Raw genomic sequence first — 12,706 nt, 5'->3', positions numbered from 1 at the left:
CTCCGCATCTCACTCCTAGGGGAGCCTGCATGCGCAGAATCATCATCGCTTTGGTCGCCGCTCTCGCCTTACCCGTCGCCATGGCGGTCCCGGCGAGCGCGGGCCCGCTCGACGACGTCTTCGCCAAGCTGCTGGTGAAGCAGGTCAAGGGCGAGAACGTGAAGAAGCACCTGGAAGCACTCCAATCCATCGCCAACGCCAACGGCGGCACCCGCGCCGCCGGCACACCCGGCTACAACGCCTCCCGCGACTACGTGGCGGGCAAGCTGCGCAAGGCCGGTTACAAGGTCACGTTCCAGCCGATCAACTTCGTCGAGAGCTGGACCGAGAACAGCCCGCCCACGCTCAACCGGACCGCGCCGGACGCCAAGTCGTACGTGCCGAACGAGGACTTCTACTCCTTCCAGCCCTCACCCGCCGGGGACGTGACCGCGCAGGTCCAGGGCGTGGACCTGACCCTGCCCCCGACCCCGACGCCCACCTCGACCAGCGGCTGCGAGGAGTCGGACTTCGCCGGGTTCGTCGCCGGGCGCATCGCGCTCATCCAGCGCGGCACCTGCGCGTTCGCCCAGAAGATCCGCAACGCGGGCCGGGCCGGCGCGTCCGGGATCATCGTGTTCAACGAGGGCCAGCCGGGCCGGACCGACGCGTTCCCGCTGGACATCGGCGAGTGGCGGGCGAACGTGCCCATGGTCTTCGCCGACTTCGCCGTCGGCAACGAGCTGGCCACCGGCTCGCCGACCGTGCGGCTCAAGGTCGACGCCAACCTCGTCCTGGGCACCAACGACAACGTGATCGCCGAGTCCCGGTTCGGCGACCCGCGCAACGTCGTCATGGTCGGCGGGCACCTCGACAGCGTGACCGTCGGCCCCGGCGTCAACGACAACGGCTCGGGCAGCGCGACCATCCTCGAAGTGGCCGAGGAGATGGCGCTCTTCCCGGTCAAGAACAAGGTGCGCTTCGCGTTCTGGGCCGCCGAGGAGATCGGCCTGCTCGGCTCCGACCAGTACGTCGAGAAGCTGTCCCAGGCCCAGCGCGACCGGATCAGGGTATACCTGAACTTCGACATGGTCGCCTCGCCCAACTACGCGTACAAGCTGTACGACGGCGACGACTCCGACGGCCAGGGCTCGCCGGCCGGTCCGCCCGGATCGGCGCAGATCGAGCGGCAGCTCGCCGACTTCTACGCCTCCCGCCACCTGCCCACCGTGGGCACCGACTTCGACGGACGCTCCGACTACGGGCCGTTCATCGCGGTCGGCATCCCCGCGGGCGGCATCTTCACCGGCGCCGAGGGCATCAAGACGGCGGAGGAGGCCGCGCTGTTCGGCGGCGTCGCAGGCCAGCCCTACGACTCCTGCTACCACCAGGCGTGCGACACGATCGCCAACATCAACGCGACCGCGCTCGACGTGGACGCCGACGCCGTGGCCGACTCCACGGCCAGGTTCGCCTTCAACCTGAACGGCATCCCGCCGCGGACCGCCGCCGCCGCGAAGACCGCGCTCACTTCGCAGTCGGCACGCTGAGCAGGCGATCCCGGGCGGGTCGCCGCCCGCCCGGGATCCCTCAGCGTGTACGGCTCGGGGAGCGCAGGGCGGCGACCGCGGCGGCGGGGTCGTCGGCGAAGAAGCGGATCGAGGTGACCTCGGCCCGCCCGCCGAGCGGCCGCACCGCGACGACCGGCCCGGTCAGCTCCACCGTCACGTTCGTCCTGGACGCGACCGCGACGCCCAGCCGGCCGCCGTCCACGCTGATCAGCCCCGCCTCGTTGTAGTTCTGGACGGTCCGGACGGAGGCGATGAGGTCGCGCGGCACGCGCAGGTCGAAGTAGGCGGCGTACCGGACGCGCAGCTCGTCCTCGGTGACCACGTGCGGCCTGGTGACGGAGGCGGCGGCCATGAAGACCACGAACAGCAGGCTGTACAGGTCACCCACCAGCACCGGCACGCGGATCGCCGCCGGCACGTCGTTCACCACCAGCAGCAGGTCCACGACCGCCGTCTCGACGACCATCGCGAACATGAACAGGCCCAGGGTGAACGTCTGCTCCTTGGCGTACGACACGGCGGTCGCCCCCGCCGGGACGCCGTGCCGCCGCCGGGCCGCCCACAGGGCCACGCTGGTCAGCCCCGCCAGCTCGAACCTGAGGACCGCGCGCACCACGCTTATCATCACGTCTTCTCCTTGGCGTCGGTCTCCGTGAGTGTGGTGAACAGCAGCCGGAGCACCTCCGCCTGCGCGGGCGACAACTCGCCGACCATCGTCTCCATCCAGGACAGGTCGGCCCCCGGGCCGGAGGGCACCATCCCGGCCAGCTCGTCCGGTATGTGGGCGGCCATGTCCGCGGCGAGCGGCCCGATCCGCTCGTCCCCGGCCTGCGCGTCCGCCAGCTCGTCCAGCCGCCGGTACAGCTCGTGCCCGGCGGCGAGCGCGCCCGGCTCGGTCATCGGGCGCATCAGCTCGGCCAGGCCCGCCTGGCCCTCCTCGTCGGACAACATGGTGGCCAGGGTCAGCAGCTCGTGGTCCAACGCCCCGAAGGCCGACCCGCCGCCGCCCAGGTCACGCAGCACGGCCGCCGCGTCGGGGGACATCATCGACTCCGGGCTCAGGCCGGGCTGCGCGAGCAACGCCGCCAGCCGGGCCCGCCGCGCCGCGATGGCCTCCTGCTGCCTGGCCAGGTCGGCGTCCAGCTCCTGCAACGCCTCCCGGAAGTCCACGCCACGGTCGTCGGCCAGCGCGTCCCGCAACTCCTCCAGCGACAACCCGAGCCCGGCCAGATGCCGCACCCGCGCCAGCCGTACGGCGTCGCGCAGCCGGTACTCCCGGTAGCCGTTGGGAAGACGTTCAGGCTCGGGCAGGATTCCCAGGTGGTGGTAGTAGCGCACGGTACGGGTGGAAACCCCGACCAGCGCGGCCAACTCGCCGATCCGCATGCCCTCATTGAACAGTTTGACGCCGCGTCAAGGTCAAGCCGGTCTCAGGCGGTCCGGCTGGCGAGGACGTTCAGGTAGCTGGTGAGATCGATGCTTCCCGGCAGAGTGCTCATCGAATGAGCACTCTCCGCACGGCCGGAGGAACGTCTGGTCCGGGCTGTTCGTCGTTCATTGCGTGACCCCCTCCCCGGAACTTGACGAACGGCTGCGCGAGGCGTCCGCCAGGATGCACCGCGCCGAACACGTCCGGCGGCTGCGCGGGAACGCCGCGCAGCAGATCGCGGACGTCCGCGACACCCTCCAGGGCCTGGAGTCCGAGCTGGCCGACGAGGAGCGCGACGTCGCCCGGCTGGAGGGCGGCCTGTCCGCCGTCCTGTCCCGCCTGCTGGGCAACCGGGAGGAGCGGCTGGCACGCGAGCGCGCCGAGGTGGTGGTGGCCAGGGAACGCGTGGACGGTCACCGCGCCCGGCTCGCCCAGCTCGAAGCCGACGTGGCGGCGGCCGACGCCGAGCTGGCCGTGCTCGACCCCGCCTCCCGCGAGTACGCGCGACTGCTGGTCGAGAAGGAGCAGCAGATCGTCCGGAGCGGCGATCCGCGGGCGCGGGAGCTGGCCGACCTCGGCGCCGCGCTCGACCGGCTGAGCGCCGAGGTGCGTGAGTGCGACGAGGCCCAGCAGGCGGGGCAGGGCGCGCACGAGGCACTGGCCGTCGTGCTGCGCCTGCTCGACTCCGCCAGGACGGCCTCCACCTTCGACGTGTTCGGCGGCGGCCTGATCGCCGACGCCTTCGAGCACGACAGGCTGACCAGCGCCGACAAGGCCGCCTGGCACGCCCAGCGGGCTCTGGACGTCTTCTCCCGCGAGCTGGCCGACACCGGGATCGCGTCCCGGCCGGTGATGCCCAAGGTGGACACGCGATGGTTCGTGGACGCCTTCTTCGACAACGTCATCAGCGACGTGCTCAAGCATCAGCGCATCGAGAAGACCAGGGCCGAGGTGCAGCGGCTGGCGCAGTGGGTGCGCGAGACCAGGGCGCATCTGAAGGGGCGGCGCGGCCAGCTGCTGGCCGAGCAGTCGCGGCTGCTGACCAGGCGCGAGCAGCTGCTGCGCCCCGAGTAGCCGCTCGTCGAGCGCCGCCTTCGTCCGCAACCGGACCGACGGGGGGGCCGGCGTGTTCGTCCGGCAGGGAAAACCGTACGGCCACGGCCCCGCACAACGCTGCGGGGTCGTGGCCTTCGTCGTTCCGGGGAAGGGGGCGGCTCACATCGAGGCGGCGCCGGAGGCGAGGGCGACGATGCCGACGACGGTCATCAGGAGCGTCGTGCCGGGGTGCATGGTGATCGAGATGCGGATGTCCTGCTTCTTCCAGGCCAGCCAGACGCCGGGGTAGAGGAAGACGAGCTTCGACAGGACCGTCCAGGGGGCCCAGAAGTGGTACACGGAGAACAGGAGGGTGTTGAAGATCGGGGCCCACTTGCCGAGCTGCGGCAGGCGGGGCAGCAGGAAGCCGCGGAAGTAGTACTCCTCGATCAGCGGCAGGGTGAAGCCGGTGAACGGCCCGCAGACGAGCAGCGTGGTGAGCACGACCGCCTGCGGGTAGCCCTGGAGGTAGGTGGTGCCGTCGGGGCCGGCGCCCTGGTAGTCCACCCAGGTGAAGAACCAGTCGTAGACGAGGTTGTCCAGCGGGGTCAGCGCGAGCGAGACGACGGTCATCCACACCAGGCACGCGCCCCCGAGCCACATGACCTTGCGGCGCGTGAGCGGCTTGTCGCGGTAGCGGACGACGCCCTTCAGCGTGAAGCGGCCGGTCTGCTTCCTGCCCAGCCACAGCAGGAACAGCTGGAGCGGGAAGAGCACGATCGCGAGGGCCATGGCCCAGGCCGCGAAGATCGGCGCGCCCATGGCCCGCACCAGCGGGGCGGCGACGAACGCGTACACGGCCACGATGGCCGCGCCGGGCACCAGGTGCAGTGCGATGGAGAGCGGGACGGAGTGACGGTCCGCGAGGAGCTTCGCGACGAAGCCTGTCGGGTGGGCGCCGGCCGGGGGCCGCGTTGCTGTGTCCATGCCGGCAATCGTGGCCGGGCGACCCGACACGGCCCTGACATCGTTCTGACACGGCTTCGAGCCCCGTGAAAGGCGCAGGTCACGAGGGGCCGGAGCGTCCCTGCCGAGCGGGAAGGCGTCAGGCGGGCCAGCGGCCGGTGGTCTTGGCGGCCTCGATCGCGGCGTGGCCCGCCGGGCGCATCCGGCCGGCGGCCGTCAGCGCCTCGGCCTTGGCGACGTTGATGCGGGACCAGGGGCTCCGGCGGGCGCGCGGCGAGTAGCGCTGGAGGTAGTGGTCGCCGTCGAAGGCCCTGCGGTGGCTGTCGATCCAGCCGTGGCACAGGGCTTCGTCCAGGGCCTCGTCGAGGGTGACGGTGGTCGCGGCGCTGTTCTTCTTGGCGATCAGCAGCCAGACGTCGGCGGCCGTCTCGTGGTGCTCGGCGAGCCAGGACTTCCAGGCGGCGGCGTCGTCCAGGCGCAGGGCGTCGTCGGTCATCGTGGTCAGCCCTTCCGGCTCGTGAGGACGTTGAGGTAGTGGTGGTTGATCATGATGCCGAGGATGTTGCCGAAGGGGTCGCGGACCGAGGCGGTGGTGAAGCCGGGGCCGCGTTCGGTGGGCTCGTCGTAGGGGGTGGCGCCCATCTCCAGCAGCCGGTCCCAGGTGGCTTCCAGGTCGTCGACGGCCCAGTAGACGATGGCGCCGCCGTCTTCGGTGCTCCAGCTCTGCGGGGCGAAGCGGGCGTCGATGATGCCGAGTTCGTGCTGGTAGTCGCCGACGCGGAACTCCACGTAGACGGGGTCGCCCTGTTCGGGGCGCTGGAAGTAGGCGGGGATGCCGAGGAGGTCGGCGTACCAGTCGCGGGCGGCGGCGACGTCGTGGGCGTAGAAGCTGATGGTGGTGAGTCCGCGGAGCATGTCCTCGCGCCTTTCGTGCGGTGGCTTGTGAGATCGATGCTGCCAGGCAAAGTGCTCATCGAATGAGCACTTTTTCTGGCATCGTCGAAGACATGAGAGCGGATCGACTGGTGGCCGTCCTGCTGCTGATGCAGTCGCGCGGACGGGTGACGGCGGCGGACATCGCCGCCGAGATGGAGGTCTCGGTCGCCACGGCGCGCCGTGACCTGGAGGCCCTGTCGGCGGCGGGCATCCCCGTCTACCCGCAGGCCGGGCGCGGCGGCGGATGGGCCCTGCTCGGCGGCGCCCGCACCGACCTGTCCGGGCTCAAGGCCTCCGAGGCCAGGGCGCTGTTCCTGCTGCTCGGCCCGGCCGCGGCGATCGCGCCCGAGGCCAAGGCGGCGCTGCGCAAGCTCGTACGCGCCCTGCCCTCGACGTTCCGGCAGGAGGCCGAGGCGGCGGCGGACGCCGTCGTGGTCGATCCGGCCCGCTGGGGCGAGCACCGCCGTGCCCGGCCCGCGCTCGTCAACCTGCTGGAGGACGCGGTGGTCCGGCGCCGGAAGGTCCGCCTCACCTACTCAGGACGGGAGCGCGTCGTCGCGCCGTACGGCCTCGTCGACAAGGACGACACCTGGTACCTGATCGCCGGCACCCCCGACGGGCAGCGGACCTTCCGCGTCGACCGGGTCACCGACGCCGAGGTCACCGACGAGCCGGCCGAACGCCCGGCGGACTTCGACCTCGCGACGGCCTGGGACGAGGTCGTCACCGCGATGGAGGCCCGCCGCGCGACGACCACGGCCACCGCGACCATCGAGCCCCGCTACCTGCGCGTCCTGCGCGACCGCTTCGGCCGCCACTGCGAGGTGATCTCCCACGGGGAGCGGGTGCGCGTCACGCTCACCGCGCCGACCGCGCTGGACATCGCCCGCCAGCTCGCGGGCTGGGGCGACCTCGTCGTCGTGGAGGGCCCGGAGTCCGTCCAGCAGGAGCTGACGAAGCTGGCCGCGCAGCTCACAACGCTGTACGGCGGCGGCTGACGGCCCCTACCGGGCGGTGTCGCGGCGGTAGGTGTAGAGGATGAGGCCCTCGTGGAATCTGCCGATCTTGTCGTAAAGGGCACGGGCCTGGGCGTCTTCGAGGGTGTTCCAGTAGAGGCTGGGGTAGCCGTGGTCCTTGGCGTCGCGGGCCACCCACTCGATCACCGCCGTCGCGATGCCCCGCCGCCGGAACTCGGCATCCACGAACAGGTCCGCCATGTAGCACCTCCCGGCGTACCAGACGCTGGCGTGGAACAGGTAGTGCGCGATGCCCACCATGTGGCCGTCCAGGCGGGCGGTGATCCCGCGGGTCTGCTCGTCGTCGATCAGGCGCCGCCAGGTCCGTTCGTAGGCGTCGTCGTCGCGTTCGGTGTCGAAGTAGGCGTCCTGTCCGCGGGCCAGCACTTCCCAGCGGGCGCGGTCGGGTTCGGTCAGGAAGTCGATCTCCAGCATGGCGCCATCCTGCCGTAGGCCGACGGTCAGCGGTCGCGGACGAGGGCGAGCATCTCGTCCACCGAACCGGCCGGATCGGTGATCGGGAACTGCACGGCCCGGACGACCGCGTCGGGGTCGACCAGCAGGGTGAGGCGCTTGAATCGGTCGACGCCGGCCGTCCGGAAGGTCGGCAGCAGCAACCCGGCGGCGAGCCTGTCGTTCTGGTCGGACAGCAGGGGAAAGGGGAGTTTCGCGTGCGTGACGAACGCGGCCAGCTGGTCGGGGCGCTGGGTGCTCACGCCGCGGATCGTGGCGCCCGCCGCCTCGAAGTCGGCGAACCGTGACGCGTAGGTGAGAGCCTCCAGGGTGCAGCCCTTCGTGCCGGGGATGTCGGCCCAGCCGGGCGGGTAGTCCTGGGCGTCCGGGGCGAACGCGCCGGGGAAGAAGTAGAGCACCGTCCAGACGCCCGGCGCGCTGGGCGCGACCGGCTCGCCGTCGTGGCGTTCCAGCAGGACGCCGGGGATCTTCCGGCCGACCAGCTCGTGCACGCGACGGCTCTCGGCGGAGCCGTTCTGGCTGGTGGCGGTCAGGGCGCCGTCGCCCATCACGTGCCGCACGCCCCAGTCCTGGAGGGCGACGAGCGCCGGCAGCAGACCTTCGCCCTTCGCCGTCAGCACGTAGTCGTGGCGCGGCGGGCGGGTGGAGTAGGGCCGCCGTTCGAGCACGCCGTGTTCGACCAGCTTGGCCAGGCGTTCGGCCAGGGCCCGGCGGCTGACGCCGAGCTCGCGCTGCAGGCCGTCGAAGCGGGTGGTGCCGCCCGCGATGTCGCGTACGACCAGGAACGTCCACCAGTCGCCGATCACGCCGAGGGCTTGCGCGATGCCGCAGTCGGAGTCGGGGAGATCGGCGCGCTTCACGGTCTCCAGTATAGTGCGTTCCATTCTGGAACTTACTTGCCGGAGGTGCGGGATGGGGATCGACGGCGGAGGTGGCGCGGCCGTCTTCTGGCGGTGGTGGACGGCCGGCACGACCAGCGCGGTCGGCTCGGCGGTCGGCGCGGTGGCGTTACCGCTGACCGCCCTGACCGTGCTCGACGCCTCCGCGTTCGAGATGGGCGTGATCGCCGCCGCCGCCTACGTCGCCTGGATCGTGATCGGCCTGCCCGCCGGGGTGATCGTGCAGCGGCTTCCGATGCGGACGGTGCAGGTCGCCGCCGACCTGGCGCGCGCGGCGGCCATCGTGTCCATCCCGGTGGCCTGGTGGCTGGACGAGCTGACCATCGCCCAGCTGGTGATCGTGGCCCTGGTGACCAGCTTCGCGAACGTGCTCTTCGACGTCGCCAACGCGACCTTCCTGCCGTCGATCGTGAGCAAGGAGCAGTTGCAGTCCCGCAACAGCCTGACCTCCGGCACCCACGCCACCACCCAGCTCGGCGGGCCGTCGGTCGGGGGGCTCGTCGTCCAGGTGCTCGGGGCGGTGCCCACCCTGCTCGTGGACGCCGTCAGCTACCTCGTCTCGGCCCTGCTGCTGCGGACCCTGCCCGAACGCCGTCCCGAGACCCCCGACCGCTGGCCGCCGATGCGCGAGATGATCCGCGAAGGCCGGCGGTTCGTCGTGCGTCACCCGGTCATGGGTCCGTGCATGTGGGCCGCCACCGCGGTGAACACGGTCTGCGGGGCGCAGCACGCGCTCTACGCGCTCTACCTGGTACGCGAGCTGCACGCCGAGCCCGGCCTCGTCGGCCTGCTGCTGGCGGTGGAGGGCGTCGGCACGCTGATCGGCGCGGCGACGACCAGCCGGCTCACGGCCCGGTTCGGCACCGCCCGGACGCTGGTCGGCGCGGGCTTCGTCGTGGTGGCCGGGGCGCTGGTCATCCCGCTCGGCGACGGCTGGCCGGGCTTCGCCGCGTTCGCCGTCGGCAACGTGGTGTTCGCCGCCGGGGTCGTGGTGCTCAGCGTGGTGACCCGGACGTACCGGCAGCTCGCCAGCCCGCCCGAGCTGCTGTCCCGGGTGATGGCCACGGTCCGCTTCGTCTCCTGGGGCGCGATCCCGGTCGGCGGGCTGGTCGCGGGGGTGATCGCCGGGCTGCTCGGCGCGCGGGCGACCCTGTTGATCTTCGTCGTCGCGGCCGTCTGCGTGCCGCTGGTCCTGCTGGCCTCGCCGATCCGGCGCCTGCGCGACCTCACCGACCATCAGGGGAGCGAGGAGAGCCCCGGCGCGCATGGTGTGCCGATCACATGATGATTCGCGGAAGTGGCGGTGACGTCATGGCGATCTTGCGGCGTCAGGATCACAGCCATGAAGCGCATCCCCCTCTTCCTCTCCACCGCCGCGCTGCTGACGCTGGTCGCCACGCCGGCCCAGGCCGCCGCACTGCGCCCGATCGTCGTGCAGCCGTACAGCGACCTCACCGAGGGCGTCACCGTCGCCCCGGACGGCACGATCTACGTCGGCCTGCTGACCAAGGGCGAGATCAGGAAGGTCGACAGCACCGGCACCGACAGCCTGCTGGCCGCCCTGCCCATCGGCGAGGGCAAGCTGAACGGCCTGGCCACCGACCGCCAGGGCAACGTCTACGCCGCGCTCAACTCCGGTGAGGCCGCCACCAACGGCATCTGGCGGATCACCTCCTACGGCGAGGCCAAGCTCTACGCCGCGCTGCCGATCGGCTTCGCCAACGGCCTGGCCTTCGGGCCCGACCACGCGCTCTACGTCACCGACACCACGAACAGCGTCGTCTACCGCGTGACCGACGGCAAGGCGGCGGTCTGGGCCAAGTCGTCCCTGTTCGTCGGCTCGGACGGCACCGGGGCGAACGGCATCGCCTGGCGTTCGGGCGCGTTCTACGTGGCCGTGTCCGACGAAGGACAGATCGTCCGCGTCCCGTACGGCAAGGGCGGCAAGGCGGGCGTGCCGACCGTGTACGTCAAGGACGCCAAGCTGGCCGGGGCCGACGGCGTGGCCTTCGACGTGCGCGGGCAGCTCTACGTGCCGAGCTACACGGGCAACACCCTCAGCATCGTCCGCACCGGCGGCGGCGTGGAGGTGCTGGCCGACAAGCTGGACAGCCCCGCCAGCCTGGCCTTCGACGGCAAGGCGCTCTACTTCGTCAACATCGGCGGCAACGGCGCGCCCAGCCTGATGAAGACCAAGGTCAAGCTCCCGGGCCAGCCGCTGCTGCGCGGCTGACCCCGCTCCCGCCGCCGGACGACGGGCCGATCAGGCCGAGGAACGCCGTGGCCGCCGCGGACGGGTGGGCGCCCCAGATCAGGTGCTCCACCCGGGCCGGGGCGTCGCGGAGGCGGACGAGGCCGAGGTTCGGGAAGCGGGGGGCGTAGGCGGCGGGGAGCAGGCCCACGCCGAGGCCGTGCCGGACCAGGTCGACCATGAACTCGGCGGAGGTGACCTCGAAGGCGACCTCGCGGTGGACGCCGGCCGCCGCGAACGCCACGTCCGACTGGATGCGCCCGGCGTGACCGGCGCGGAAGTCGATGAACGGCTCGTCGGCGAGGCCGCGCAGGTCGCTCTCGCCGCCCGCGAGGGGGTGGTCCGGGGCGACGACGGCGACCAGCTCGCCCCGGGCCAGCGGGCGGCTCTGCACGGCCTTCGGCTCCGCGCGGGTCGGCAGGCCGAGGAAGGCGACGTCCGTCTCGCCGCGCCGGACGCGTTCGATCAGGTCTTCGCTGCCCGCGGAGACCAGCGTGATGCGCACCCGCGGGTGCCGGCGGCGGAACTCCTTCAGCACGACCGGCAGGTCCACGGCGGAGACCGTGGGGATCGAGCCGACGGCGAGCCGCCCGCGGATCTCGCCGCTGGCCGCCGCGACGTCGGTCCGCACCCGGTCGGCGGCCTCCAGGCAGTCGCGGGCCGCGGGCAGGAACGCCTCCCCGGCCGCGGTCAGCCGCACGCGGCGGCTGGTGCGCTCGAACAGCCGGGCGCCCAGCTCCCGCTCCAGGGCGGCGATCTGGTGGCTGAGCGCCGACTGCACGACCCGGCAGCGCTCGGCGGCCCGGGTGAAGTTGCTGGTCTCGGCGACGGCGAGGACGTACCGCAGCTGTTGAAGCTCCATGGATCAATCGTGTCAGACGATCGAACGTGATGAAAACTATGTGTTGGACTCATCGATGGAGTGTCGGCAGGCTGGGCGCATGACGCAAACTCTTTCTCCGCAGGCGACGCGCTCCGCCTTCCGGGCGTGGGCGGGGGTCGCCGCGATCACGGCCAGCCTTTTCGTCTTCCTCACGACCGAGTTGATGCCGGTGGGGCTGCTGACCCCGCTCAGCGAGGATCTGGGCATCTCCGTGGGCGCGGCCGGGTTGATGGTGACGTTGCAGGGCGTGTCGGCCGGGCTGGGGGTGCCGTTCATCGTGGCGTGGTCGCGGCGGGTCAACCGGCGGGTGCTGTTGTCGGTCCTGCTGGCGGTGCTGGCCGTGGGCAACCTGGTGACCGGCATCGCGCCGAGCTACACGGTGATCTTGTCGACGCGGCTGCTGCTGGGCTTCGCCAGCGGCGTGTTCTGGGCCATCGGCGTGAGCATGGCGATGCGGCTGGTCGAGGAACGGCACGCCAACCGGGCCGCGGCCATCGTGATGTCCGGCATCTCGGTCGCTACCGTGGTCGGCATCCCGCTCGGCACCTTCCTGGAGAGCCTCACCGACTGGCGCACCACGTTCCTCATCTGGAGCGGGCTGAGCGGGCTGGTGTTCCTGGCGGTCGCCTCCGCGATCCCGTCGCTGCCGTCGGCGAACGCCGTCTCGGTCCGCGAGGTGTTCGGGCTCCCGCTGCGGAACGTGCCGCTGCGCATGGTGCTGTTCACGGTGGTGCTGTTCGTGCTCGGCCACTTCGGGGCCTACACCTTCGTCCGGCCCTTCCTGGAGGCCAACGCGGGCGCTTCGCCGCTGCTGGTGACCGGGGTGCTGATGGTGTTCGGGGTCGCCGGCGCGATCGGCAACTTCGTCGCCGGGCACACCGTGAGCCGCAGCCTGCGGGGCAGCTTCGTCGTCGGCGCCGCGGGGCTCGTGACGGCCATGCTGCTGCTGCTCGCGCTCGGCGGCAGCGCCACGGGGGCGATCGTGGCGCTGGTCGTCTGGGGGTTGTCGTTCGGGGTGGTGCAGCTCGCCCAGGTCAACATGACGCTCGCCGCCGCGCCGGAGACCTTCGAGGCGGCCATGTCGCTCAACACGATGGCGTACAACACCTCCATCGCGCTCGGCGCGCTCTTCGGCGGGCTGTTCGCCGACAACGTCGGCGTGACCAGCGTCGTGTGGTTCGGCGTGGCGCTGACCGCGGCCTCGCTGCTGCTCAACCTCGCCACCGGCCGGCGGACCTCGCGGTCCGTCCAGCCGGTCGCGTGAACG

14 protein-coding genes are annotated in these 12,706 nt (G+C 71.7%); 6 read left to right on the top strand and 8 right to left on the bottom strand.

The annotated features are described in order from the left end of the window. Nucleotides 1–29 precede the first annotated feature (29 nt). On the top strand, nucleotides 30–1,529 hold the full coding sequence (locus AB0C33_RS19245; protein WP_358289453.1) for a M28 family metallopeptidase: 1,500 nt from the start codon (nucleotides 30–32) through the stop codon (nucleotides 1,527–1,529). A 40-nt stretch (nucleotides 1,530–1,569) separates the two neighbouring features. On the opposite strand, the gene AB0C33_RS19240 is transcribed toward AB0C33_RS19245, so the two are convergent. Continuing rightward, entirely contained in the window at nucleotides 1,570–2,178 is a 609-nt protein-coding gene (locus AB0C33_RS19240) for a hypothetical protein (RefSeq protein WP_358289450.1), read from the bottom strand. Further along, the gene (locus AB0C33_RS19235) at nucleotides 2,175–2,936 is read right to left on the bottom strand and encodes a MerR family transcriptional regulator (RefSeq protein ID WP_358289447.1); all 762 of its coding nucleotides are present in this window, start codon (nucleotides 2,934–2,936) and stop codon (nucleotides 2,175–2,177) included. The genes AB0C33_RS19240 and AB0C33_RS19235 overlap by 4 nt, the downstream gene beginning before the upstream one ends. 175 nt (nucleotides 2,937–3,111) lie before the next feature. On the opposite strand from AB0C33_RS19235, the gene AB0C33_RS19230 reads away from it, so the two are divergent. Continuing rightward, on the top strand, nucleotides 3,112–4,053 hold the full coding sequence (locus tag AB0C33_RS19230) for a hypothetical protein (RefSeq protein WP_358289444.1): 942 nt from the start codon (nucleotides 3,112–3,114) through the stop codon (nucleotides 4,051–4,053). Nucleotides 4,054–4,194: 141 nt separating this feature from the next. Here the strand turns inward: AB0C33_RS19230 and AB0C33_RS19225 are convergent, their stop codons facing one another. The 3 genes from AB0C33_RS19225 to AB0C33_RS19215 form a co-directional block, all read right to left on the bottom strand. Further along, nucleotides 4,195–5,001 (bottom strand): CPBP family intramembrane glutamic endopeptidase, encoded by an 807-nt coding sequence (locus AB0C33_RS19225; RefSeq protein ID WP_358289441.1) that lies wholly within the window; start codon nucleotides 4,999–5,001, stop codon nucleotides 4,195–4,197. A gap of 118 nt (nucleotides 5,002–5,119) precedes the next feature. Then, the gene (locus AB0C33_RS19220) at nucleotides 5,120–5,476 is read right to left on the bottom strand and encodes a hypothetical protein (protein ID WP_358289438.1); all 357 of its coding nucleotides are present in this window, start codon (nucleotides 5,474–5,476) and stop codon (nucleotides 5,120–5,122) included. Between the two features lie 5 nt (nucleotides 5,477–5,481). Then, nucleotides 5,482–5,895 (bottom strand): VOC family protein, encoded by a 414-nt coding sequence (locus tag AB0C33_RS19215; RefSeq protein ID WP_358289435.1) that lies wholly within the window; start codon nucleotides 5,893–5,895, stop codon nucleotides 5,482–5,484. Nucleotides 5,896–5,987: 92 nt separating this feature from the next. On the opposite strand from AB0C33_RS19215, the gene AB0C33_RS19210 reads away from it, so the two are divergent. After that, the gene (locus AB0C33_RS19210; protein WP_358289432.1) at nucleotides 5,988–6,914 is read left to right on the top strand and encodes a WYL domain-containing protein; all 927 of its coding nucleotides are present in this window, start codon (nucleotides 5,988–5,990) and stop codon (nucleotides 6,912–6,914) included. 6 nt (nucleotides 6,915–6,920) lie between these two features. Here AB0C33_RS19210 and AB0C33_RS19205 read toward each other — a convergent pair whose 3' ends face one another. Next, nucleotides 6,921–7,367 (bottom strand): GNAT family N-acetyltransferase, encoded by a 447-nt coding sequence (locus AB0C33_RS19205; protein WP_358289429.1) that lies wholly within the window; start codon nucleotides 7,365–7,367, stop codon nucleotides 6,921–6,923. 26 nt (nucleotides 7,368–7,393) lie between these two features. Continuing rightward, nucleotides 7,394–8,266, bottom strand: coding sequence for a winged helix-turn-helix transcriptional regulator (locus AB0C33_RS19200; protein ID WP_358289426.1), 873 nt, complete (start codon nucleotides 8,264–8,266; stop codon nucleotides 7,394–7,396). 52 nt (nucleotides 8,267–8,318) lie between these two features. Here AB0C33_RS19200 and AB0C33_RS19195 point away from each other — a divergent pair, with 52 nt between their 5' ends. Both AB0C33_RS19195 and AB0C33_RS19190 read left to right on the top strand, forming a co-directional pair. After that, a complete protein-coding gene (locus AB0C33_RS19195; RefSeq protein WP_358289423.1) occupies nucleotides 8,319–9,590 on the top strand; it encodes an MFS transporter in 1,272 nt (423 codons plus the stop codon). Nucleotides 9,591–9,647: 57 nt separating this feature from the next. After that, nucleotides 9,648–10,538: a hypothetical protein gene (locus AB0C33_RS19190; protein WP_358289420.1), complete on the top strand. Its 891-nt coding sequence runs from the start codon at nucleotides 9,648–9,650 to the stop codon at nucleotides 10,536–10,538. Here AB0C33_RS19190 and AB0C33_RS19185 read toward each other — a convergent pair. Continuing rightward, nucleotides 10,504–11,418 carry a LysR substrate-binding domain-containing protein gene (locus tag AB0C33_RS19185; RefSeq protein WP_358289417.1) on the bottom strand — a complete coding sequence of 305 codons (915 nt, stop codon included), beginning with the start codon at nucleotides 11,416–11,418 and terminating at the stop codon, nucleotides 10,504–10,506. The two genes, AB0C33_RS19190 and AB0C33_RS19185, sit on opposite strands and share 35 nt — an antisense overlap. A 79-nt stretch (nucleotides 11,419–11,497) precedes the next feature. On the opposite strand from AB0C33_RS19185, the gene AB0C33_RS19180 reads away from it, so the two are divergent. Continuing rightward, a complete protein-coding gene (locus AB0C33_RS19180) occupies nucleotides 11,498–12,703 on the top strand; it encodes an MFS transporter (RefSeq protein ID WP_358289414.1) in 1,206 nt (401 codons plus the stop codon). The last annotated feature ends 3 nt before the right edge of the window (nucleotides 12,704–12,706 follow it).

Source organism: Nonomuraea sp. NPDC048881, assembly GCF_040649795.1.
Lineage (GTDB): Bacteria > Actinomycetota > Actinomycetes > Streptosporangiales > Streptosporangiaceae > Nonomuraea.
Note: the sequence above shows the minus strand (reverse complement) of the source record. Positions and strands in the feature narration are given on the sequence as shown.

Bases quoted from the DNA above. Each gene is read 5' to 3' on its own strand.
- AB0C33_RS19245 (WP_358289453.1), top strand. From the start codon at position 30: ATGCGCAGAATCATCATCGCTTTGGTCGCCGCTCTCGCCTTACCCGTC.
- AB0C33_RS19235 (WP_358289447.1), bottom strand. From the start codon at position 2,936: ATGCGGATCGGCGAGTTGGCCGCGCTGGTCGGGGTTTCCACCCGTACC.
- AB0C33_RS19225 (WP_358289441.1), bottom strand. From the start codon at position 5,001: ATGGACACAGCAACGCGGCCCCCGGCCGGCGCCCACCCGACAGGCTTC.
- AB0C33_RS19220 (WP_358289438.1), bottom strand. From the start codon at position 5,476: ATGACCGACGACGCCCTGCGCCTGGACGACGCCGCCGCCTGGAAGTCC.
- AB0C33_RS19215 (WP_358289435.1), bottom strand. From the start codon at position 5,895: ATGCTCCGCGGACTCACCACCATCAGCTTCTACGCCCACGACGTCGCC.
- AB0C33_RS19210 (WP_358289432.1), top strand. From the start codon at position 5,988: ATGAGAGCGGATCGACTGGTGGCCGTCCTGCTGCTGATGCAGTCGCGC.
- AB0C33_RS19205 (WP_358289429.1), bottom strand. From the start codon at position 7,367: ATGCTGGAGATCGACTTCCTGACCGAACCCGACCGCGCCCGCTGGGAA.
- AB0C33_RS19195 (WP_358289423.1), top strand. From the start codon at position 8,319: ATGGGGATCGACGGCGGAGGTGGCGCGGCCGTCTTCTGGCGGTGGTGG.
- AB0C33_RS19190 (WP_358289420.1), top strand. From the start codon at position 9,648: ATGAAGCGCATCCCCCTCTTCCTCTCCACCGCCGCGCTGCTGACGCTG.
- AB0C33_RS19185 (WP_358289417.1), bottom strand. From the start codon at position 11,418: ATGGAGCTTCAACAGCTGCGGTACGTCCTCGCCGTCGCCGAGACCAGC.
- AB0C33_RS19180 (WP_358289414.1), top strand. From the start codon at position 11,498: ATGACGCAAACTCTTTCTCCGCAGGCGACGCGCTCCGCCTTCCGGGCG.